Source organism: Ramlibacter aquaticus, assembly GCF_015159745.1.
GTDB classification, from domain to species: domain Bacteria; phylum Pseudomonadota; class Gammaproteobacteria; order Burkholderiales; family Burkholderiaceae_C; genus Ramlibacter; species Ramlibacter aquaticus.
Genome location: NZ_JADDOJ010000031.1, coordinates 24,440 through 45,114, shown reverse-complemented (window position 1 = coordinate 45,114; position 20,675 = coordinate 24,440). Strand labels below are relative to the sequence as shown.

Sequence of the window (20,675 nt, the reverse complement as noted above, 5' to 3'; positions counted from 1 at the left end):
GGGCGAGGGCAGGGGGGTGGGCCGCAGTTCGGTGTGGAAAGCCGGGCCCAGCCCGGCGAAGCCGTGCCGCCAGCGCAGCCCCAGGTCGGGCGCGGTCCGCGCGGTGTCGTCTGCGGGGGCGATGGCGGCCTCGTTCATCCCGCCATTGTCCCCCCGGCATGGACACCCGGACGACATTGCGGGGAAAGCCCCCAACGCGATGCGGTCTGGCCGGGCTACGATACCGCCCTTTCCAGGACTGCCAGAGGAGCTAAGAAAACCATGTTGGGTCTCATGCAAAACCAGCCGCTGCTGATCTCGTCGCTGATCGACTTCGCGGCCCGCCACCACGGCGACGGCGAAATCGTCTCGCGACGCGTCGAGGGCGACCTGCACCGCTACACCTGGCGCGACGTCGCCAGGCGGGCCAAGCAGGTGGCGAACCGGCTCGACGCGATGGGCCTGCTGTTTTCCGACCGCGTCGCCACCCTGGCCTGGAACGGCTACCGCCACCTGGAGCTGTACTTCGGCGTCAGCGGCTCGGGTCGGGTGCTGCACACCATCAACCCGCGCCTGCACCCCGACCAGGTGGCCTGGATCGCCAACCATGCCGAAGACCAGGTGCTGTGCTTCGACATGAGCTTCCTGCCGCTGGTGCAGGCCATCCACGGCCGCGCCACCACCATCCGGCAGTACGTGGCGCTGTGCGACGCCGACAAGCTGCCCGCGGACACCGGCATCCCCAACCTGGTGAGCTACGAAACCTGGCTCGCCGGCCAGCCGACGAGCTACGAATGGCCCAGCTTCGACGAGAACTCGGCCTCGAGCATGTGCTACACCAGCGGCACGACCGGCAACCCCAAGGCCGCGCTCTACAGCCACCGCTCGACCATCCTGCATGCCTACGCGGCCGCGCTGCCGGACGTGATGGGCATCTCGGCGCGCGATGCCATCCTGCCCGTGGTGCCCATGTTCCACGTCAACGCCTGGGGCATCCCCTACTCGGCCGCGCTCACAGGCGCCAAGCTGGTCTTCCCCGGCCCCAGCCTGGACGGCAAGTCCGTCTATGAGCTGATCGAGTCGGAGAAGGTCACCTATGCCGCGGGCGTGCCCACGGTCTGGCAGATGCTGCTGTCCCACATGAAGCCGGGCGGCCTGCGCTTCTCCACGCTCACGCGCACGGTCATCGGTGGCGCGGCCTGCCCGCCGGCGATGATGCATGCCTTCCGCGACGAGTACGGCGTCGAGGTGCTGCATGCCTGGGGCATGACCGAGATGAGCCCGCTGGGCACCCTGTGCACGCTGAAGAACAAGCACCTGGAGATGTCCGAGGATGAGCAGATGAAGGTGCGGCTCAAGCAGGGCCGGGCCATCTACGCCATCGACATGAAGATCGTCGGCGACGACGGCCAGGAACTGCCCTGGGACGGCCAGGCCACCGGCGACCTGCTGGTCAAGGGCCCCTGGGTGATCCGCGAGTATTTCAAGGGCGAGGGCGGCAACCCGCTGGTGGACGGCTGGTTCCCCACCGGCGACGTGGCCAGCATCGACGCCGACGGCTACATGCAGATCACCGACCGCAGCAAGGACGTCATCAAGTCCGGCGGTGAATGGATCAGCTCGATCGACGTGGAGAACATCGCCATGGGGCATCCGGCGGTCGCCATGGCGGCCTGCGTGGGCATGCGCCACCCCAAGTGGGACGAGCGGCCCATCGTGGTGGTGGTGAAGAAGCCCGGCGCCGAAGTGACCCGCGAGGAGCTCCTCAAGTTCTATGAAGGCAAGACCGCCAAGTGGCAGATCCCGGACGACGTGGTCTTCGTCGAGGCGATTCCGCTGGGCGCCACCGGCAAGATGCTCAAGACGCGGCTGCGCGAGCAGTTGAAGGACTACAAGCTGCCGGGCGCATGACGCAGGCGCCGGCCGTGGGTCGCCTCGGCTACAGGCTGTCGCCTGGGCGATAAGCGGGCCGGCGCTTACGGGCATTCCCTGATCGCTGCGCCGCACAAAGACAGTACCCTGCCGCTGTTCGTTCCATAAGGAGACAAGGCAATGAAATTCGCCCTGAAGAGCGTGGCAGTCGTGGCAATCCTGGCCGTGGCCGGTCCCGTGTTCGCCCAGGCCAAGAGCCCCATGGCCGGCCAGACCGTGCGCATCGCGTTCATGGACCCGCTGTCGGGCCCGTTCGCCAACGTGGGCCAGAACCAGCTCAAGAGCTGGCAGTTCGCCGCGGAGCGCCTGTCCGGCGCCAACAACCCCGCCGGCGTCAAGTTCGAGGTGGTGGGCTTCGACAACAAGGGCTCGCCGCAGGAAAGCCTGAACACGCTGAAGGCCGCGATCGACCAGGGCTTCCGCTACGTCACCCAGGGCAACGGCTCCGGCGCCGGCCTCGCCATCGAGGACGCGGTCGAGAAGTTCAATGACCGCAACCCCGGCAAGGAACTGATCTACTTCAACTACGCCGCCGTCGACCCCTCGATGACGAACGAGAAGTGCAGCTACTGGCACTTCCGCCTGGACGCGGACACCTCCATGAAGATGGAGGCGCTGACCACCCTGATGAAGGACCAGCCGCAGCTCAAGAGCGTCTACATCATCGGCCAGAACTACTCGCACGGCCAGCAGGTCGCCAAGTACTTCAAGGAAGACCTGGCCCGCAAGCGTCCGGACATCAAGATCGCCGGCGAGGACCTGCACCCCATCGGCCAGGTCAAGGACTTCTCTCCCTACGTCGCCAAGATCAAGCAGTCGGGCGCCCAGGCCATCGTCACCGGCAACTGGGGCCAGGACCTGACCCTGCTGGTCAAGGCCATGAACGACGCCGGCCTGAAGATCCCGATGTACACCTACTACGCCGGTGTCACCGGCACGCCCACCGCGCTGGCCGCGGGCGGCGAGAGCGAGGTCTACATGGTGGCGTACAACCACTCGAACTTCTCGACCGGCGAGATCGGCGGCATCGTCAACGACTTCAAGAAGAAGTTCAACGACGACTACTACACCTTCGCCACCTACAACGGCCTGAAGCTGCTGGGTGCCGCCATCGCCAAGGCCGGTTCCGCCGAGCCGGCCAAGGTCGCCAAGGCCTTGGAAGGCCTGTCGGTCAAGAGCTTCGCCGGTGACGTGACCATGCGCGCGTCCGACCACCAGCTGCAGCAGACCATGTTCATCGACAAGTGGCAGAAGGTGGACAAGGCCCATCCGTACAGCGTGGAGAACACCGGCTACACCTTCGCGCCCATCAAGGAGTTCGCGCCCTACGTCTCCAGCACGCCCACCAGCTGCCAGATGAAGCGGCCGAGCGCGGGCTGACCGGCCACCCGGGCATCCGTTCGGGCTGAGCTCACAAGGCCCGTTCGCCCTTGCCGGGGTGAACGGGCTTTTTTGCGAACCACTTTCCCTCCATGGAATTCTTCACCATCTCGCTCCTGAACGGCATCAGCTACGGGCTGCTGCTGTTCATGCTGAGTTCAGGCCTCACGCTGATCTTCAGCATGATGGGCGTGCTCAACTTTGCGCACGCCAGCTTCTACATGCTGGGTGCGTACTTCGCGTTCGGCACCAGCCAGCTGGTCGGCTTCTGGCCGGCGCTGGTGATCTCGCCCTTGCTCGTGGGCGGGCTGGGTGCGCTGTTCGAGCGCTACTGCCTGCGCCGGGTGCACAAGTTCGGCCACGTGCCGGAACTGCTGATCACCTTCGGCCTGTCCTTCATCGTCCTGGAGGTGGTGCAGCTCATCTGGGGCACCAGCTCGGTGGACTACCGGGTGCCGGCGTTGCTGAGCGGCCCGCTGTTCACGCTGTACGGCACGCAGTTCCCCATCTACCGCGCGTTCATGATGTTCGTCGCGCTGCTGATGCTGCTGGCCATCTGGCTGCTGCTCACGCGCACCCGCATCGGCCTGGTGATCCAGGCCGCGTTGACCCACCCGGAAACGGTGGAGGCGCTGGGCCACAACGTGCCGCGCGTCTTCATGATGGTGTTCGGCGGCGGTGCGGCCCTGGCCGGCCTGGCCGGCGTCATCGGCGGCAACGCCTTCGTGACCGAGCCCGGCATGGCCGGTGCGGTGGGCCCGGTGATCTTCGTGGTGGTGGTCGTCGGCGGCATGGGCTCGCTCGCGGGCGCCTTCGTCGCCTCCCTGGCCATCGGCATCATCCAGACCTTCGCCGTGGGCATCGACAGCTCGCTCATGGGCGCGGCCTCCACCATCGGCCTGAACCTCACCCCCGACAGCTTCGGCTACACCCTGTGGAAGCTCAAGATCAGCCAGATCGCCCCCATCCTGCCGTTCATGTTCCTGGTGCTCATGCTCATCTTCCGGCCCAAGGGCCTGCTCGGAACGCGGGAGGGCTGACGCGATGAACACGACTTCCGCCGACGCCACCCGCCTCGCGGGCGCCAAGCCCGCGGCGCGGCGCTTCCACGAGTTCCGCCCGCTCAACATCGGCCGCTGGCTGGTCTGGTCCGCCTACGCGCTGGTGCTGCTGGTGGCGCCGCTGATCTTCAGCAGCAGCCTGTCGCAGACCATGCTCACCCAGATGGGCATCGCGATCATCGTCTGCCTCTCCTACAACATGCTGCTGGGGCAGGGCGGCATGCTCAGCTTCGGCCACGCGGTGTATTCCGGCATGGGCGCGTTCATCGCGATCCATGCGCTGAACTTCATCGGCAAGGGGGTGCTGCCGCTGCCGGTCAGCCTGCTGCCGCTGGTCGGCGGTGCGGCGGGCGCGCTCACCGCGGTGCTCTTCGGCTACGTCACCACGAAGAAGGCGGCCACGCCCTTCGCGATGATCACCCTGGGCATCGGCGAGCTGATCTTCGCGATGGCGCTCATGTTCCCCGACTTCTTCGGCGGCGAGGGCGGCATCTCCAGCAACCGCGTGGTCGGCAGCAAGCCCTTCGGCATCACCTTCGGGCCGCAGATCCAGCTGTATTACCTGATCGCCCTGTACACCTTCATCTGCACCGGGCTGATGTTCGCCTTCACCCGCACGCCCCTGGGCCGCATGCTCAACGCCGTGCGCGACAACCCCGAGCGCGTCGAGTTCGTGGGCTACGACACGCGCAAGGTGCGGTACATCGCCTTCATCATCGCGGGCTTCTTCGCCGGCATCTCCGGGGGCCTGGCGGCGCTGAACTTCGAGATCGTCACCTCCGAGGTGGTGAGCGGCGCCCGCTCCGGCGCCTACCTGCTGTTCACCTTCCTGGGCGGCGCGACCTTCTTCTTCGGTCCCATCATCGGCGCCATCCTGATGGTGATGGCCTTCGTGCTGCTGTCGGAGCTGACCAAGGCCTGGCTGCTGTACCTGGGCCTGGTGTTCCTGTTCATGGTGATGTATGCGCCCGGTGGCATCGCCAGCCTGATCATGATGAACCTGCGGGTCGCGTCCTTCGGCCGCCTGAAGGAGCTGTGGGTGAGCTACCTGGCGCTGGCCGGCACCGCGCTCATCACGCTGCTGGGCGCGGCCGGCATGATCGAGATGGTCTACCACCTGAAGCTGAATGCCGCCCTGGGCCCGGAACTCACCTTCCTGGGTGTGCCGCTGAACGCGCAGGGCGCCGACAGCTGGGTCGGTTGCGTGCTGGTGATGGCCACCGGCCTGGGCCTGTTCGAGGTCTGCCGCCGCACCTTCAAGGCGCAGTGGGGCCGCATCCAGGAAGACATCGAAAAAGAGATCAAGCGTCGGGAGGCGCTGGCATGAGCGTTCCTGCACTCGAACTGAAGGACCTGCGCAAGAGCTTCGGCAGGACCGAGATCATCCGTGGCGCCAACCTGTCCGTGCAGGCGGGCGAGCGCGTGGCGGTGATCGGGCCCAACGGCGCAGGCAAGTCCACGCTGTTCAACCTGATCAGCGGCCGCTTCCCGGCCACCAGCGGCGAGGTGCTGCTGCACGGCCAGCGCATCGATGGCAAGAAGCCCTTCGAGATCAACCGGCTGGGCCTCTCGCGCAGCTTCCAGATCACGAACATCTTCCCCAAGCTGAGCGTCTTCGAGAACCTGCGCTGCGGGGTGCTGTGGAGCCTGGGCTACCGCTACACCTTCCTCAAGTTCCTGGCCGACCTGGACGACGCCAACGAGCGCGCCGAACAGCTGCTGCACATGATCAAGCTGGAGCGCAAGCGCGACGTGCTGGCCATGAACCTCACCTACGCCGAGCAGCGCGCCCTGGAGATCGGCATCACGATCGCCGGGGGCGCCAGCGTGATCCTGCTGGACGAGCCCACCGCAGGCATGAGCAAGAGCGAAACCAAGCGCTTCATCGACCTCATCAAGGAGGTGACGGTGGGCAAGACCCTGCTCACCGTCGAGCACGACATGGGCGTGGTCTTCGGCCTGGCGGACAAGATCGCGGTGGTGGTGTACGGCGAGGTGATCGCCTTCGACACGCCCGACCGCGTGCGGGCCAACCAGCGCGTGCAGGAGGCCTACCTGGGCTCCTCGGTCGCGGACGCGCAGGCGGGAGGGCACTGACATGAGCATCCTGCACATCGACAACCTGCACGCCTTCTATGGCAAGAGCCACGTGCTGCACGGCGTGGAGTTCGAGGTCAACGAGGGCGAGATCGTGGCCCTGCTGGGGCGCAACGGCTCCGGCCGGTCCACCACCGCCAAGGCCATCATGGGCATGGTGGACTGCACCGGCACGGTCGACTGGAAGGGCAGCCACATCCGCGGCATGAAGCCCTACGAGATCGCCCACCTGGGCATCGGCTACGTGCCCGAGAACCGCGACATCTTCCCCAAGCTCACGGTGCACCAGAACCTGCTGCTGGGCCAGAAGGGCACGCGCCAGAAGGGCCGCTGGAGCTTCGACGACATGTACGGCATGTTCCCGCGGCTGAAGGAGCGGCAGCACACCGAGGCCGGCGTGCTCTCGGGCGGCGAGCAGCAGATGCTGACCCTGTGCCGCACCCTGATGGGCGACCCCGACCTCATCATCATTGACGAGCCCACGGAAGGCCTGGCGCCAAAGATCGTGGAGCTGGTGGGCGAATACCTGAAGAAGCTCAAGGACCGCGGCATCTCGGTACTGCTGATCGAGCAGAAGCTCACGATCGCGATGCAGATCTCGGACCGCGCGCTCGTCATGGGCCACGGCAGCATCGTGTTCCAGGGCACGCCGGAGACGCTGCGCCAGGATGCCTATATCCGCAAGGAGTGGCTGGAGGTGTGATTCACCTGCAAAACGCTGGAGCGTTTTGCAGGTGCGTTGATCAGTTTCATAGGCTTCGGCAAAGCCGCAGCCCATGAAAGAGGTGTCCGCGCTGCAATGCATTCCGCGCGGACGGGGCCCCTGCGGGGCGTGCTGACCCGGCCTGCGCCCGCGGCCCGGCGGTCGGGGTGGCGGCAAGCCTCTTTTTGTTTCTTGCGGGGGCTGGCTTGCTGCTTGCCGCGGGCCTATGCTTTCGGTTTGTCCCGGCAGTGACATCGGGGGTCGGCAGGATGCAGGGCTGGCCCTAGAATCGCAAAATCGAACGACCGTACTTTTTTATTTTTCGGCGAAGGAAATCCATATGACGGCTGAGTACAAGGTCCACGGCGACGTGGCAGTGATCACCCTGCAGAACCCGCCGGTGAACGGGCTGGGCCACGCGACCCGAATGGGCATCGCGCAGGGCCTGGAGCAGGCGAGCACCGATGCTGCCGTGAAGGCGGTGGTGATCACCGGGGCGGGCAAGGCCTTCTCCGGCGGCGCCGACATCACCGAGTTCGACACGCCCAAGGCGATCGCCGAGCCCAACCTGCTGTCCGTCATCCGCATGCTCGAAGCCATGGCCAAGCCGGTCGTGGCGGCCCTCCACTCCGTCGCCATGGGCGGCGGCCTGGAACTGGCCCTGGGCTGCCACTACCGCATCGCCGCGCCGGGCGCGAGCATCGCGCTGCCGGAAGTGAAGCTGGGCCTGATCCCCGGCGCGGGCGGCACGCAGCGCCTGCCGCGCGTGCTGGGCGTGGAGACCGCGCTGAACATGATCGTCAGCGGCGAGCCGGTCAAGAGCGAACTGCTCGCCCAGGTGCCCGGCCAGAAGCTGTTCGACAAGATGGCTGGCAGCGCCGAATCGCTGATGGAGGAGGCCCTGGCCCTCGCCCGTTCCGTGGCCGATGCGCGCCCGCTGCCGCTGGTGCGCAACCTCAAGTGCAGCCACCCCCAGGGTGACGCCTATTTCCAGTTCGCGCGCAACATGGTGCGCGGCATGGCCAAGAATTTCCCCGCGCCCGAGAAGTGCGTGGATGCGGTCGAGGCCGCGACCAAGAAGAAGTTCGACGACGGCATGGTCTACGAGCGCGAGGTCTTCATGGCCCTCATGCTCACGCCCGAATGCCGCGCCCTGCGCCACCTGTTCATGGCCGAGCGCGCCGCCACCAAGATCCCCGACGTGCCTTCGGACACGCCGCAGCGCGAGATCAAGTCCGTGGCCGTGATCGGCGCCGGCACCATGGGCGGTGGCATCTCCATGAACTTCCTGAACGCCGGCATCCCGGTGAAGATCCTGGAGATGAAGCAGGAAGCGCTGGACCGCGGCATCGCGACCATCCGCAAGAACTACGAAGCCCAGGTCAAGAAGGGCAAGCTCAAGCAGGAAGTGCTGGACAAGCGCATGGCGCTGCTCAGCACCACGCTGAACTACGCCGACCTGAAGGATGCCGACCTGGTGATCGAGGCGGTGTTCGAGGAAATGGGCGTCAAGCAGAAGGTGTTCGAGACCCTGGACGCCACCATGAAGCCGGGTGCGATCCTGGCCTCCAACACCTCCACCCTGGACGTGGACAAGATCGCCGCCTTCACCAAGCGCCCGCAGGACGTGGTCGGCATGCACTTCTTCAGCCCGGCCAACGTGATGAAGCTGCTGGAAGTGGTGCGCGGCGCCAAGACCGGCAAGGACGTGCTGGCCACCGTGATGACGCTGGCCAAGAAGATCAAGAAGACCGCCGTGGTCTCGGGCGTGTGCGACGGCTTCATCGGCAACCGCATGATCGAGCAGTACAGCCGCCAGGCCGGCTTCCTGCTGGACGAAGGCTGCACCCCGCAGCAGGTGGACAAGGCGATCGAGAAGTTCGGCTTTGCCATGGGCCCCTTCCGCATGGGCGACCTGGCGGGCAACGACATCGGCTGGGCGATCCGCAAGCGCCGCGCCGTCGAGCGTCCGAACATGCTCTACAGCCGCACTGCCGACAAGCTCTGCGAGATGGGCCGCTTCGGCCAGAAGACCGGCGCCGGCTGGTACGACTACAAGGAAGGCAAGCGTGACGCGATCCCGTCCGACGTGGTCGTGAAGATGATCGAGGAGCACCGCCAGTCGCTGGGCATCACCCCGCGCAAGATCTCCGACGAGGAGATCGTGCAGCGCCTGGTGTTCGCACTCGTGAACGAGGGCGCCCACATCGTCGAGGACGGCATCGCCGCCCGCGCCAGCGACATCGACATGGTCTACATCACCGGCTACGGCTTCCCGATCTACCGCGGCGGCCCCATGCAGTACGCCAGCCAGGTCGGCCTGTTCAACGTGGTCCAGGCCATGAAGCGCTTCCAGCGCAACCCGCGCGACGACGCGAAGTTCTGGGAGCCGGCGCCGCTGCTGGCCCGCCTCGCCGCCGAAGGCAAGTCGTTCTAAACCGAATTCGCAAAGGCTACGCCATGACCAATGCAGTGATCATTTCCACCGCCCGCACCCCGCTGACCAAGAGCTGGAAGGGTGCCTTCAACATGACGCACGGCGCCACCCTGGGTGGCCACGTGGTCCGCGAGGCGCTCAAGCGCGCCGGCGTGCCGGGTGACGCCGTCGAGGACGTCATCATGGGTTGCGCCAACCCCGAGGGCGCCACCGGCGCCAACATCGCGCGCCAGATCGCGCTCATGGCCGACCTGCCCATCACGGTGTCCGGCCTCACCGTCAACCGCTTCTGCTCCTCCGGCCTGCAGACCATCGCGCTCGCCTCGCAGCGCGTGATCGCCGGCGAGGGCGACGTGTACGTGGCCGGCGGCGTGGAGAGCATTTCCTGCGTGCAGCAGGAAATGAATCACCACATGCTGAGCGACCCCAACCTGGTCGCCAAGAAGCCCGAGATCTACTGGAGCATGCTGCAGACCGCCGAGCAGGTGGCCAAGCGCTACAACATCTCGCGCGACGCGATGGACGAGTACGGCGCGGCGAGCCAGCAGAAGGCCTGCGCCGCCCAGGCTGCCGGCAAGTTCAAGGACGAGATCGCGCCCATCACCGTCACCGCCGGCGTGGCCGACCCGGTGCTGGGCCTGCGCGCCAAGCAGGTCACCGCCGACAAGGACGAAGGCCTGCGCGAAGGCACCACCAAGGAAAGCATCAGCGGCATCCGCCCGGCCATGCCCGGTGGCGTGATCTCGGCCGGCAACGCCAGCCAGTTCTCCGACGGCGCCGGCGCCTGCGTGGTGGTCAGCGAGGACTACGCCACCCGCAACAACCTCAAGCCCATGGGCCGCTTCCTGGGCTTCGCGGTGGCGGGCTGCGAGCCGGACGAAATGGGCATCGGCCCCGTGTTCGCCGTGCCCAAGGTGCTGAAAAAGCTGGGCCTCACCGTGCAGGACATCGACCTGTGGGAACTGAACGAAGCCTTCGCGGTGCAGGTGCTCTACTGCCGCGACAAGCTGGGCATCCCGGCCGACCGCCTGAACGTGAACGGCGGCGCCATCGCCGTCGGCCACCCCTATGGCGTGTCGGGCCAGCGCCTGACCGGCCATGCCCTGATCGAGGGCAAGCGCCGCGGCGCCAAACGCGTGGTGGTCACCATGTGCATCGGCGGCGGCATGGGCGCGGCCGGCGTGTTCGAGGTCCTGTGAGCGCGCTGCGTCCCACCGTCGACTTCCTGCTGCACGAGTGGCTGCAGGCCGGCCGGCTGTGCGGGCGGCCGCGTTTCGCGGACCACTCGCGCGAGACCTTCGACGCGGTGCTGGACACCTGCGAGCGGATCGCGCGCGAGAAGTACGCCCCCTTCAACCGACTGGTGGACACCGAGGAGCCGCGCGCCGTCGATGATGGGCAGGGCGGCCTGAAGGTCGTGCTGCCGCAGGCCACCCACGAGGCTTCGCGCGCCTTCGCCGAATCCGGCATGCTCAGCGCCGCGCAGGACTACGAGATCGGCGGCATGCAGCTGCCCTACACCGTGGAGGCGGCCGCGGGCGCGTTCTTCGCCACCGCCTCGGTGAGCATCGGCGGCGGCCTGCTGACCATCGGCAACGCCAACCTGCTGCTGGCGCACGGCACCGAGCTGCAGAAGAAGGTCTTCGCGCTCAACGAATTCAACGGCCGCTTCTCGGGCACCATGTGCCTGTCGGAACCGCAGGCCGGCTCCTCGCTGTCCGACGTGGCCACCCGTGCCACGCCCGACGGCGAGGGCTTCGAAGCCGACCCGCTGGGCCCGCGGTTCCGGCTGCGCGGCAACAAGATGTGGATCTCGGCCGGCGAGCACGAGCTGTCCGAGAACATCGTGCACCTGGTGCTGGCCAAGATCCCCGGACCGGACGGCAAGCTGGTGCCGGGCGTGAAGGGCATCTCGCTCTTCATCGTGCCCAAGAAGCTGGTCGACACCGAGGGCCGGCTGACGGGCGAGCGCAACGACGTCGCGCTGGCCGGCCTGAACCACAAGCTGGGCTGGCGCGGCACCACCAACACGCTGCTGAACTTCGGCGAGGGCAAGTACCCGGTCCGCGGGGGCGCGGGCGCCATCGGCTACCTGGTGGGCAAGCCGGGCGAGGGCCTGCGCTGCATGTTCCACATGATGAACGAGGCCCGCATCGGCATCGGCATGGCGGCCACGGCCCTGGGCCTGGCCGGCTACTACGCCTCGCTGGACTACGCGAAGAACCGGCCGCAGGGCCGGCCCGTGGGCCCCGCCGGCAAGGACGCCGCCCAGCCGCAGGTGCGCATCATCGAGCACGCCGACATCCGCCGCATGCTGCTGGCGCAGAAATCGTATGGCGAGGGCGCGCTGGCGCTGATGCTGTACTGCGCCCGCCTGGTGGACGAACTGCGCACCGGCGAGGCGGCCGCGGCCGACGAGGCGCGCCTGCTGCTGGAGGTGCTCACGCCCATCGCCAAGAGCTGGCCCAGCGAGTTCTGCCTGGAGGCGAATTCGCTGGCGATCCAGATCCACGGCGGCTACGGCTACACGCGCGATTTCCCGGTGGAGCAGTACTGGCGCGACAACCGCCTGAACATGATCCACGAGGGCACGCACGGCATCCAGGCCGCCGACCTGCTGGGCCGCAAGGTCACCATGGAAGGCGGCAAGGGCCTCTCGCTGGTGGCCGGCCGCATCAACGCGACGATCGAGCGCGCGATCCACCGGCCCGACCTGGCCGGCCATGCCAATGCCCTGGGCAAGGCGCTGCAGGACGTGGGCGCCGCCACCAAGGCGGCCTGGGCCACGGGCAACCCGGCCGAGGCGCTGCGCAATGCGGTTCCCTACCTGCAGGCCTTCGGCCATGTGGTGATCGCCTGGATGTGGCTGGACGTGGCGCTCTCGGTGCCCGCGGACACGCAGGACCCCGCAGGGCAGGGCCGGCTGGCAGCGCTGCGCTACTTCTTCCATTACGAGCTGCCCAAGATCGGCGCCTGGCTGCAGGTGGTGGCCAGCCGCGACCCGACCTGCGTCGAGATTCCCGAAGAGGCCTTCTGATGGCGGCGGCCAGCCTGCTCACCTGGATCGAGCGCCTCGTGTGGGTCGCGATCTACGGGGGGCTGTTCGCCATCGTGCTGGGGCTGGCCGTGGCCGGGCGGCAGGGCGCCCTGGCCGCCGCCCTCTGGACGCTCGGCGGCTTCGGGGTGGCCGCCGGGGTGGTGCTCATCTGGGTGCGCTCCCGCCTCACCGCCGATCTCGACACCAAGAACGACACACGACCATGACACGTACCGTCCAACAGCTTTTCGACCTCCGCGGCAAGACCGCGCTCGTCACCGGGGGCTCGCGCGGCCTGGGCCTGCAGATCGCGCACGCGCTGGGCGAGGCCGGCGCCAAGGTCATGCTGACCTCGCGCAAGGCCGAGGACCTGGAGCAGGCCGCGGCCGAACTGCAGGCCGCCGGCATCGACGCGCGCTGGATCGCCGCCGACTGCGGCCGCGAGGAGGACATCCGGCGCCTGGCCGACGAGACCCTGCAGCGCATGGGCGACGTGCACATCCTGGTCAACAACGCCGGTGCCGCCTGGGGCTCCCCGGCCGAAGACCACCCGGTCGAGGCCTGGGACAAGCTGATGAACCTCAACGTGCGGGGCTACTTCATCCTCTCGCAGCACATCGCCAAGAAGAGCATGATCCCGGCCCGGTACGGCCGCATCATCAACATCGCCTCCATCGCCGGCCTGGGCGGCAACCCGCCCGAGATGCAGACCATCGCGTACAACACCTCCAAGGGCGCGGTGGTCAACTTCACCCGGGCGCTGGGCTGCGAATGGGGCCAGTACAACATCACCGTCAACGCGATCTGCCCGGGCTTCTTCCCGAGCAAGATGACGCGCGGCACGCTGGAGCGCCTGGGCGAGGACAAGCTGGCCGCGCATGCGCCGCTCAAGCGCCTGGGCGACGACGAGGACCTGAAGGGCACGGCCCTGCTGTTCGCCTCTGACGCCGGCAAGCACATCACCGGCCAGTGGCTGGCGGTGGACGGCGGCGTCAGTTCCGTCACCGGAGGTTGAGGCCTTGCTGAACTTCGGCGTCCGCGTCCCCTTCGTCGACCACCTGGGCTTCGAGCTGCACCGCTTCGAGGGCGGCGAGTCGGAGCTGCAGTACCTGCCTGCCGAGGACCACCTGAACTCCTTCGGCGTCACGCACGGCGGCGCCGTGATGACGCTCATGGACGTGACCATGGCCGTGGCCGCGCGCAGCGTGGCCCAGGAGATGGGCGTGGTCACCATCGAGATGAAGACCAGCTTCATGCAGCCGGCGCGGGGCCGCCTGACCGGCCGCGGCCGGCTGATGCACCGCACCGCGACCATGGCCTTCACCGAGGCCACGATCTACGATGCCGAGGGACGGGCCTGCGCCCACGCCACCGGCACCTTCAAGTACGTCAAGCGCCTGCCGACCGGGCCCAAGAGCAGCAACGCGCTGGACGTGATTTCCACCGACTAAGGAGCCGCACATGCAGAACCGACAGATCCACCTCGACAACCGTCCCAAGGGCGAGGCCAGCGCCTCCAACTTCAAGCTGGTCACCGCCGAGACCCCGGCCCTGGCCGACGGCCAGGTGCTGGTGCGCCATCATTTCCTCAGCCTGGATCCGTACATGCGCGGGCGCATGAACGAGAGCAAGAGCTACGCCCAGCCGCAGCCCCTGGGGCAGGTGATGCAGGGCGGCACCGTGGGTGAGGTGGTGGAAAGCCGCTCGCCCAAGTTCGCGGCCGGCGACAAGGTCGTGGGCATGGGCGGCTGGCAGGAGTACAGCGTGGTCGACGCCGACCAGGTCGGCATGCTGCGCAAGGTGGACACCACGCACGTGCCGCTTTCGCACTACCTGGGCGCGGTGGGCATGCCCGGCGTCACGGCCTGGTACGGCCTGGTCAAGATCATCGACCCCAAGCCCGGCCAGACCGTGATGGTGAGCGCCGCCTCGGGCGCCGTGGGCACGGCCTTCGGCGCGCTGGCCAAGGCGCGCGGCTGCCGCGTGGTCGGCATCGCCGGCGGCCCGGACAAGTGCAAGTATGTGGTGGAAGAGATCGGCTTCGACGCCTGCATCGACTACCGCGGCAAGGACGCCTACGCGCTCTCCAAGGAGATCGCGCAGGCGGCGCCTGACGGCGTCGATGGCCTGTTCGAGAACGTGGGCGGCGTCTGCCTGGACGCGGTGATGCTGCGCATGAACGCCTTCGCCCGCATCGCGCTGTGCGGGATGATCGCCGGCTACGACGGCCAGCCCGTGCCCATGACCTACCCGCAGCTGCTGCTGGTCAACCGCGTGCGGCTGGAGGGCTTCATCGTCAGCGAGCACATGGAAGTGTGGCCGCAGGCCCTGCAGGAGCTGGGCCAGCTGGTGGGCAGCGGCAAGTTCCGCCCGCGCGAATCCGTGGCCCAGGGCCTGGAAAGCGCCCCGGAGGCCTTCCTGGGCCTGCTCAAGGGCCGCAACTTCGGCAAGCAGCTGGTCAAGCTGGTCTGAGCATGCACGGGCCGGGCGCGGCAGGCGAGGAGTTCCGCGAGGACCTGCGGCGCCCCGGCTCGCGCAACGCCCAGGCCCGGCGCTGGCTCTCGGCCGAGGACCTCGCGCCGCTCACCCGCCTGTCGGTGCCCCGCACCCTGTGGGCCCTGGGCGGCAACCTGGCGGTGATCGCGCTGGCCATCGCTGCCGGCGTGTGGCTGTGGCCGGGCCCCGGGGTGCTGGCCTGCGTGCTCGTGATCGGCATCGCCCAGCACGGCCTCTTCATCCTCGCGCACGAAGCGGCGCATTACCGGCTCTTCGCCCACCGCGGCCTGAACGACGCGGTTGGCCGGCTGGTCGGCATGTCCGCCGGCATTTCCATGTGCACCTACCGCGTCACGCACCGGCTGCACCACAACAACCTGTACAGCGCGGAAGACCCGGACACCGCCATCCACGGCGGCTACCCGCGCGGGCGGGCCTACCTGCTGCGCAAGCTGGCGCTGGACATCACGGGCCTCAACGCCTGGAAGACCTTCGCCTACTTCTTCGGCGCGCCCGCCATCAACAGCGAGACCCGGCGCAGCATCCGCCCGCTGGACGACACCTCCGAGGCGCTGCGCGTGGCGGCCCGCGCCGACCGCTGGTGGGTGCTGGGCTTGCACCTCGCCGCGCCGCTGGCGGCTTTTGCGCTGGGCGGCACGCGGGGGCTCGCGATGTACGCCGTGTTCTGGATGCTGCCCCTGCTCACGGTCATCCAGCCCATCCTGCGCCTTCGCGCCATCCTGGAGCACGGCGGCGTGGCCGACCTGTCCTCCCCGCTCACGGCGGCGCGCTGCAACCGCAGCTGGGGCGGGCTGGCCAACCGTGTGGCGGGCTGGGTGCTGTTCCCCCACCACGTGAACTACCACCTGGAGCACCACCTGTACCCGGCGGTGCCCCATTACCGCCTGCCGGCGCTGCACCGGCTGCTGCGTGCGCGCGGCGCCCTGGACGGGGCCGAGGTGCGCGACGTCGCCGATGCCTGGCGCATCGTGTTCGCCGACCGGAGGCCGCGCCATGCCACAAGCCACCCATGACGTGTTCAACCAGCCCGAACCGCTGGCCGGCTACGACGCTTTCGCCGGCAACCGGGCCCTGCAGGACGCGCTGCGGCTGAACGCGCCGGCCCTGGACACCGCGCAGTTCCACGCGCTGGGCCGCGCGGTCGGCAGCCCGCGCATGCAGGAGGACGCCCGCCTGGCGAACGTGCACGCGCCGCAGCTGCGCAGCCACGACCGCTTCGGGCGACGCATCGACGAGGTGGAGTTCCATCCCAGCTACCACGCCCTCATGGGCGCCGCGGCCGAGGCCGGGCTGCACGGCACGCCCTGGGCCGGCGAGGGGCCTTCGCCGCACGTGCGGCGCGCGGCGGCCTTCATGCTCTTCACCGAGGCCGAGCCGTCCATCCTGTGCCCGATCTCCATGACCTATGCGGTCATGCCGGCCCTGCGCGCGAACCCGGCGATCCACCGCGACTGGGCGCCCGGCCTGGCCGCGCGCGCCTACGATCCGGCGCCGCTGCCTTTCGACCGCAAGGCCGGCCTCACCATGGGCATGGGCATGACCGAGAAGCAGGGCGGCTCGGACGTGCGCGCCAACACCACGGGGGCGGTGCCGGACGGCGAGGACGGCTGGGGCCGGCGCTTCCGCATCACCGGCCACAAGTGGTTCTTCTCGGCCCCCATGTGCGACGCCTTCCTCATCCTGGCCAACGCGCCGGGCGGCCTGTCGTGCTTCTTCCTGCCGCGCTGGCTGCCCGACGGCACCCGCAATGCGATCCGCATCCAGCGCCTGAAGGACAAGCTGGGCAACAAGGCGAATGCGAGTTCCGAAGTCGAGTTCGAGGATGCGGCTGCCTGGCTGGTGGGCGAGGAGGGCCGCGGCGTGCCCCAGATCCTCGAGATGGGCACCATGACCCGTCTGGATTGCGCCCTGGGCACCAGCGGCCTCATGCGCCAAGCGCTCTCGCTCGCGCTGGACCACACGGCCCAGCGCCAGGCCTTCGGCAAGCCGCTCATAGACCAGCCGCTGATGCGCAGCGTGCTGGCCGACCTGGCGCTCGAGTCCGAGGCCGCCACCGCGCTGGCGCTTCGCCTGGCGCGCAGCTTCGACCACCCGGGCGACGCCCACGAGCGCGCGATGGCGCGCCTGCTCACGCCGGTGGCCAAGTTCTGGATCTGCAAGCGCGGCGCGGCCTTCGCCCAGGAGGCCATGGAATGCCTGGGCGGCAACGGCTACGTGGAGGAGGGCGGCCAGGGGGTGATGGCGCGCATCTACCGCGAGATGCCGCTGAATTCCATCTGGGAGGGCGCCGGCAACATCATGGCGCTGGACCTGCTGCGCGCGCTGCGCAAGGCCGACGCCGGCGCGGCGCTCGCCGCCGAGCTGGCGCCCGCTCGCGGCCAGCACGCGGCCCTGGACCGGCTGGCCGATGCGCTGCCGGCCCGGGTCGAGGCCATGGCCACCGAAGTGGAAGCCCGGCTGCTGGCGCAGGACGTGGCCCTGGCGGTGCAGGCCGGGCTCCTGGCCCGCAGCGCCCCGGCCGCCGTCTTCGCAGCCTTCTGCGACTCCCGCCTTGCCGGCCGCTGGGGCCAGACCTTCGGCAGCTTGCCGGCCGGCACCGATTTCGACACCATCGTGCAACGCGCACGTCCCCGCTGACCGGCCTTTCCAGCCATGAACCCAACCCTTCGCCCCATGCCCGACCTCATCCTGCACCACTACGCCGCCTCGCCCTTCTCGGAAAAGGTACGCCTCATCCTTGGCTGGAAGCAGCACGCCTGGCGCTCGGTCGAGGTGCCGCGCATCCTGCCCAAGCCCGACGTGGTCGCGCTCACCGGCGGCTACCGCAAGACGCCGTTCCTGCAGATCGGCGCCGACATCTACTGCGACACCGCGCTCATCGGCGACGTGCTGGAGCACATCCAGCCCGAGCCCACCCTGTACCCGGCACACCTGCGCGGCGTCTCGCGCGTCTTCGCGCAGTGGGCCGACAGCACGCTGTTCTGGGCCGCCATGGGCTACAACCTGCAGCCCAAGGGCGCCGCCCACCTGTTCGCCGGCCAGCCGCCCGAGGCGGCCAAGGCCTTTGCGGCCGACCGCCAGGCCATGGGCAGCGGCGCGCTGCGCCTGCGTCCGGGCGACGCGGCCAGCGCCTACCGCTCGTACCTGCGGCGCATCGCCAGCATGGTCGAGGAGCACGACTTCCTCTTCGGCATGGAGCCCTGCGTGGCCGACTTCGCCACCTACCACCCGCTCTGGTACACCCGCGAGCAGGTGCCGCCGGTGGCCGACGTGCTCAACGCCACCCCCGCCGTGCTGGAGTGGATGGACCGCATGAAGGCCTTCGGCCATGGCGTGGCCGAGCCCTTCGACAGCGCGCACGCCATTGCGCTCGCGCGCGAGACCGAGCCGCTGCCGCCCGGCCAGAACTTCCTGGTCGATTCCGCCTTCCAGGACGACCACGGCATCCCGCTGGGCTCGCGCGTCACGATCTCCGGGGAGGCCTTCGGCCCCGAGCCGACGGAGGGCGAGCTGATCGCCGCCACCCGCACGCACTACAGCCTGCGCCGCGAGGACCCGCGTGCCGGCGTGGTGCACGTGCACTTCCCGCGCATCGGCTACGTGCTGCGCAAGGTCGAGGCGGCCTGAGATGGACGGGGCGGGCTGGTGCCTGTTCGAGACCGCGCTCGGCCCTTGCGGCATCGCGTGGCGGGCGGACGGCACCATCCTCGCGGCCCAGCTGCCCGAGGCGGACAGCGAACGCACCCGCGCCCGCATGGCGCAGCGCCTGCCCGGCGTGGATGAGCGAGAGCCGTCGCTGGCCGTGCAGGTCGTCATGGCCCGCATGCAGGCGGCCCTGGCGGGCCATCCCGACGGGCTGGAGGATGTGCGCCTGGCCTGGGACACCGTCACGCCGTTCCACCGCCGCGTGTACGAGATCACGCGGGCCATCCCGCCCGGCCGCACGCGCACCTACGGCGAGATCGCGCAGGCGCTGGGCGAGCCGGGGGCCTCGCGTGCCGTGGGCCAGGCACTGGGGCTGAATCCCTTCGCCCCCATCGTGCCCTGCCACCGCGTGCTCGCGGCCGGCAACGCCGGAGGCGGCTTTTCAGCCGATGGCGGCGTGGCCACCAAGCTGCGCATGCTGCAGGCCGAGCAGGCCCAGCCGGCCGGGGCGCCGGACCTGTTCGGCTTCAGCCTCTAGGCCCGTCGCGGGCGCTGCGGCGTGCGCCCCAGGCGATTGCGGCCCCTGGGCTGCGAGGCACCGCAGCCTAGGCGCTGCCGTCGCGTCCGCGCAGCCAGAGCCTCCATTGCCGCCGGACGTCCGCCACGAGGCGGCCTGTCGCCAGCCAGGCGGGGCTGGCGCGCACCTGCGCCAGGAGCTCGTCCTTCCAGGCCTTCCAGCGCGGGTAGAGCCGTGCGAACCACTCCAGCTTCATGAGCGCGGGCTGGGTCAGCGTGAAAAGCCGGGCCAGCACGGCGGTGCCCAGGGCCTTGGCCGCCAGCAGCGACCCCAGCCCCAGCAGGGCGTGCTGGTGGCCGATCAGCCAGAGCGCCAGCAGCTTGGCCGGGAGCAGGGCCAGCGCGGGCAGCACGTACAGGGCCAGCGCAGCCCAGGGCGGCTGGCTGCGGACCCAGCGCTCCAGGGTGGCGAAGATCGGCAGGCGTCCCAGGCGGGCGAGGGCGGCCTGCAGCGGCTCCCAGCCCCACTCCTCGAACAGCAGCACCAGGGCCAGCAGCCCCAGCAGCAGGCGGCGCAGCAGCGAAGGCCGGGGCTTGTCCATGGCGGCAGTCTAGCCGCCGCGCCACGCCCCGGATCAGCCCGGCAGCCGGGCCGACACAGGGCTCACAAGGGCACGCGGTCGCGCGTCAGGTCGGCACGGCCCAGGTCGCGGGCCGCGGCACGGGCCGTGCGCTCGGCGTCGGCGGCCGCCAGTTGCGCAGGCCCGGCCGCGAGCGGGCTGGCGGCCAGCCGCGCCTCCAGGTCACCCAGGCGCGAGGCCAGGACATGCAGCACCTGCTCCAGCTGGGTGCGCAGCTCGCGCTGGCCCTGCATCATGGCCCGCTCGAACTCGGAGGTGGCCAGCGTCCCCTGGGTGCGGACCTCGCCCAGGCGGCTGTCGATGTGCTGGCGCAGCTCGGTGTAGCGGGAGGCCTCGGCCTTTTCCGCCAGGTCGCGCTGGGCCTGCAAGGCGCGGCTCTGGCGGCGCTGGTCCAGCAGGTGGCGCGACTCCTGCACCGCGCTGCTGAACAGGAACACCGCCAGCACCACGGCCAGGGCGCCCAGCAGCACCAGGCCCAGGGGCAGGGTGGTCTGCACGATGCCGAAGGTGAGGGTCGAATCCCGGGTGATTTCAGGCCAGTTCTGCCAGGCGAAGCCGCCCACCAGCACCACAGCCAGGACGATGAAGACGAGTCGCGCGCGCATGCCGTTCTCCTTGCGGATGGAATGGCCCATGGTGCGGCCGGCGGGCGGCCCGTCGCTGTAGTCGGGGGCCGGATCCCGCTGTCCGTGCGTATGGCAAACTCCCGCGCTCGCTCCCTGTAGAGAAC

At 69.1% G+C, this 20,675-nt stretch carries 19 protein-coding genes; 17 read left to right on the top strand and 2 right to left on the bottom strand.

The window, feature by feature from the left end; translation table 11 throughout:
• The first annotated feature begins 261 nt into the window (after positions 1–261).
• From IM725_RS09580 to IM725_RS09500, 17 genes are all read left to right on the top strand, one after another.
• Positions 262–1,890 (top strand): 3-(methylthio)propionyl-CoA ligase, encoded by a 1,629-nt coding sequence (locus tag IM725_RS09580; protein WP_193780354.1) that lies wholly within the window; start codon positions 262–264, stop codon positions 1,888–1,890.
• Between the two features lie 141 nt (positions 1,891–2,031).
• Entirely contained in the window at positions 2,032–3,291 is a 1,260-nt protein-coding gene (locus tag IM725_RS09575; protein ID WP_193780353.1) for a branched-chain amino acid ABC transporter substrate-binding protein, read from the top strand.
• Positions 3,292–3,383: 92 nt separating this feature from the next.
• A complete protein-coding gene (locus IM725_RS09570) occupies positions 3,384–4,331 on the top strand; it encodes a branched-chain amino acid ABC transporter permease (RefSeq protein WP_193780352.1) in 948 nt (315 codons plus the stop codon).
• Between the two features lie 4 nt (positions 4,332–4,335).
• Positions 4,336–5,679: a branched-chain amino acid ABC transporter permease gene (locus tag IM725_RS09565; RefSeq protein ID WP_193780351.1), complete on the top strand. Its 1,344-nt coding sequence runs from the start codon at positions 4,336–4,338 to the stop codon at positions 5,677–5,679.
• On the top strand, positions 5,676–6,449 hold the full coding sequence (locus IM725_RS09560; RefSeq protein WP_193780350.1) for an ABC transporter ATP-binding protein: 774 nt from the start codon (positions 5,676–5,678) through the stop codon (positions 6,447–6,449). Before IM725_RS09565 ends, IM725_RS09560 begins: the two co-directional genes overlap by 4 nt.
• Before the next feature lie 7 nt (positions 6,450–6,456).
• Complete coding sequence (locus tag IM725_RS09555) at positions 6,457–7,152, top strand: ABC transporter ATP-binding protein (protein ID WP_193780361.1); 696 nt, start codon at positions 6,457–6,459, stop codon at positions 7,150–7,152.
• A 340-nt stretch (positions 7,153–7,492) separates the two neighbouring features.
• On the top strand, positions 7,493–9,589 hold the full coding sequence (locus IM725_RS09550) for a 3-hydroxyacyl-CoA dehydrogenase NAD-binding domain-containing protein (protein WP_193780349.1): 2,097 nt from the start codon (positions 7,493–7,495) through the stop codon (positions 9,587–9,589).
• A gap of 23 nt (positions 9,590–9,612) precedes the next feature.
• Positions 9,613–10,788 (top strand): acetyl-CoA C-acyltransferase, encoded by a 1,176-nt coding sequence (locus IM725_RS09545; protein WP_193780348.1) that lies wholly within the window; start codon positions 9,613–9,615, stop codon positions 10,786–10,788.
• The gene (locus tag IM725_RS09540) at positions 10,785–12,626 is read left to right on the top strand and encodes an acyl-CoA dehydrogenase (RefSeq protein WP_193780347.1); all 1,842 of its coding nucleotides are present in this window, start codon (positions 10,785–10,787) and stop codon (positions 12,624–12,626) included. The genes IM725_RS09545 and IM725_RS09540 overlap by 4 nt, the downstream gene beginning before the upstream one ends.
• Positions 12,626–12,853, top strand: a complete 228-nt coding sequence (locus tag IM725_RS09535) for a hypothetical protein (RefSeq protein ID WP_193780346.1) — start codon at positions 12,626–12,628, stop codon at positions 12,851–12,853. The genes IM725_RS09540 and IM725_RS09535 overlap by 1 nt, the downstream gene beginning before the upstream one ends.
• A complete protein-coding gene (locus IM725_RS09530; RefSeq protein ID WP_193780345.1) occupies positions 12,850–13,641 on the top strand; it encodes an SDR family oxidoreductase in 792 nt (263 codons plus the stop codon). Before IM725_RS09535 ends, IM725_RS09530 begins: the two co-directional genes overlap by 4 nt.
• Before the next feature lie 4 nt (positions 13,642–13,645).
• A complete protein-coding gene (locus IM725_RS09525) occupies positions 13,646–14,077 on the top strand; it encodes a PaaI family thioesterase (protein ID WP_193780344.1) in 432 nt (143 codons plus the stop codon).
• A 10-nt stretch (positions 14,078–14,087) separates the two neighbouring features.
• Positions 14,088–15,098, top strand: coding sequence for an NADP-dependent oxidoreductase (locus IM725_RS09520; protein WP_193780343.1), 1,011 nt, complete (start codon positions 14,088–14,090; stop codon positions 15,096–15,098).
• A 2-nt stretch (positions 15,099–15,100) separates the two neighbouring features.
• Entirely contained in the window at positions 15,101–16,156 is a 1,056-nt protein-coding gene (locus tag IM725_RS09515; RefSeq protein WP_193780342.1) for a fatty acid desaturase family protein, read from the top strand.
• Positions 16,137–17,780, top strand: a complete 1,644-nt coding sequence (locus IM725_RS09510; protein WP_193780341.1) for an isovaleryl-CoA dehydrogenase — start codon at positions 16,137–16,139, stop codon at positions 17,778–17,780. Before IM725_RS09515 ends, IM725_RS09510 begins: the two co-directional genes overlap by 20 nt.
• A 36-nt stretch (positions 17,781–17,816) precedes the next feature.
• Positions 17,817–18,770: a glutathione S-transferase family protein gene (locus IM725_RS09505; RefSeq protein ID WP_193780340.1), complete on the top strand. Its 954-nt coding sequence runs from the start codon at positions 17,817–17,819 to the stop codon at positions 18,768–18,770.
• A gap of 1 nt (position 18,771) precedes the next feature.
• Complete coding sequence (locus IM725_RS09500; RefSeq protein ID WP_193780339.1) at positions 18,772–19,326, top strand: methylated-DNA--[protein]-cysteine S-methyltransferase; 555 nt, start codon at positions 18,772–18,774, stop codon at positions 19,324–19,326.
• Between the two features lie 67 nt (positions 19,327–19,393).
• Here IM725_RS09500 and IM725_RS09495 read toward each other — a convergent pair whose 3' ends face one another.
• The gene (locus tag IM725_RS09495) at positions 19,394–19,906 is read right to left on the bottom strand and encodes a hypothetical protein (protein WP_193780338.1); all 513 of its coding nucleotides are present in this window, start codon (positions 19,904–19,906) and stop codon (positions 19,394–19,396) included.
• Positions 19,907–19,968: 62 nt separating this feature from the next.
• Complete coding sequence (locus tag IM725_RS09490; RefSeq protein WP_193780337.1) at positions 19,969–20,550, bottom strand: DNA cytosine methyltransferase; 582 nt, start codon at positions 20,548–20,550, stop codon at positions 19,969–19,971.
• Positions 20,551–20,675 lie beyond the last annotated feature (125 nt).

What these genes read in the sequence shown, in the direction of transcription:
- IM725_RS09580 (WP_193780354.1), top strand. Translation starts at nt 262, where the DNA reads ATGTTGGGTCTCATGCAAAACCAGCCGCTGCTGATCTCGTCGCTGATC.
- IM725_RS09575 (WP_193780353.1), top strand. Translation starts at nt 2,032, where the DNA reads ATGAAATTCGCCCTGAAGAGCGTGGCAGTCGTGGCAATCCTGGCCGTG.
- IM725_RS09570 (WP_193780352.1), top strand. Translation starts at nt 3,384, where the DNA reads ATGGAATTCTTCACCATCTCGCTCCTGAACGGCATCAGCTACGGGCTG.
- IM725_RS09565 (WP_193780351.1), top strand. Translation starts at nt 4,336, where the DNA reads ATGAACACGACTTCCGCCGACGCCACCCGCCTCGCGGGCGCCAAGCCC.
- IM725_RS09560 (WP_193780350.1), top strand. Translation starts at nt 5,676, where the DNA reads ATGAGCGTTCCTGCACTCGAACTGAAGGACCTGCGCAAGAGCTTCGGC.
- IM725_RS09550 (WP_193780349.1), top strand. Translation starts at nt 7,493, where the DNA reads ATGACGGCTGAGTACAAGGTCCACGGCGACGTGGCAGTGATCACCCTG.
- IM725_RS09545 (WP_193780348.1), top strand. Translation starts at nt 9,613, where the DNA reads ATGACCAATGCAGTGATCATTTCCACCGCCCGCACCCCGCTGACCAAG.
- IM725_RS09535 (WP_193780346.1), top strand. Translation starts at nt 12,626, where the DNA reads ATGGCGGCGGCCAGCCTGCTCACCTGGATCGAGCGCCTCGTGTGGGTC.
- IM725_RS09530 (WP_193780345.1), top strand. Translation starts at nt 12,850, where the DNA reads ATGACACGTACCGTCCAACAGCTTTTCGACCTCCGCGGCAAGACCGCG.
- IM725_RS09520 (WP_193780343.1), top strand. Translation starts at nt 14,088, where the DNA reads ATGCAGAACCGACAGATCCACCTCGACAACCGTCCCAAGGGCGAGGCC.
- IM725_RS09515 (WP_193780342.1), top strand. Translation starts at nt 15,101, where the DNA reads ATGCACGGGCCGGGCGCGGCAGGCGAGGAGTTCCGCGAGGACCTGCGG.
- IM725_RS09510 (WP_193780341.1), top strand. Translation starts at nt 16,137, where the DNA reads ATGCCACAAGCCACCCATGACGTGTTCAACCAGCCCGAACCGCTGGCC.
- IM725_RS09505 (WP_193780340.1), top strand. Translation starts at nt 17,817, where the DNA reads ATGCCCGACCTCATCCTGCACCACTACGCCGCCTCGCCCTTCTCGGAA.
- IM725_RS09500 (WP_193780339.1), top strand. Translation starts at nt 18,772, where the DNA reads ATGGACGGGGCGGGCTGGTGCCTGTTCGAGACCGCGCTCGGCCCTTGC.
- IM725_RS09495 (WP_193780338.1), bottom strand. Translation starts at nt 19,906, where the DNA reads ATGGACAAGCCCCGGCCTTCGCTGCTGCGCCGCCTGCTGCTGGGGCTG.
- IM725_RS09490 (WP_193780337.1), bottom strand. Translation starts at nt 20,550, where the DNA reads ATGCGCGCGCGACTCGTCTTCATCGTCCTGGCTGTGGTGCTGGTGGGC.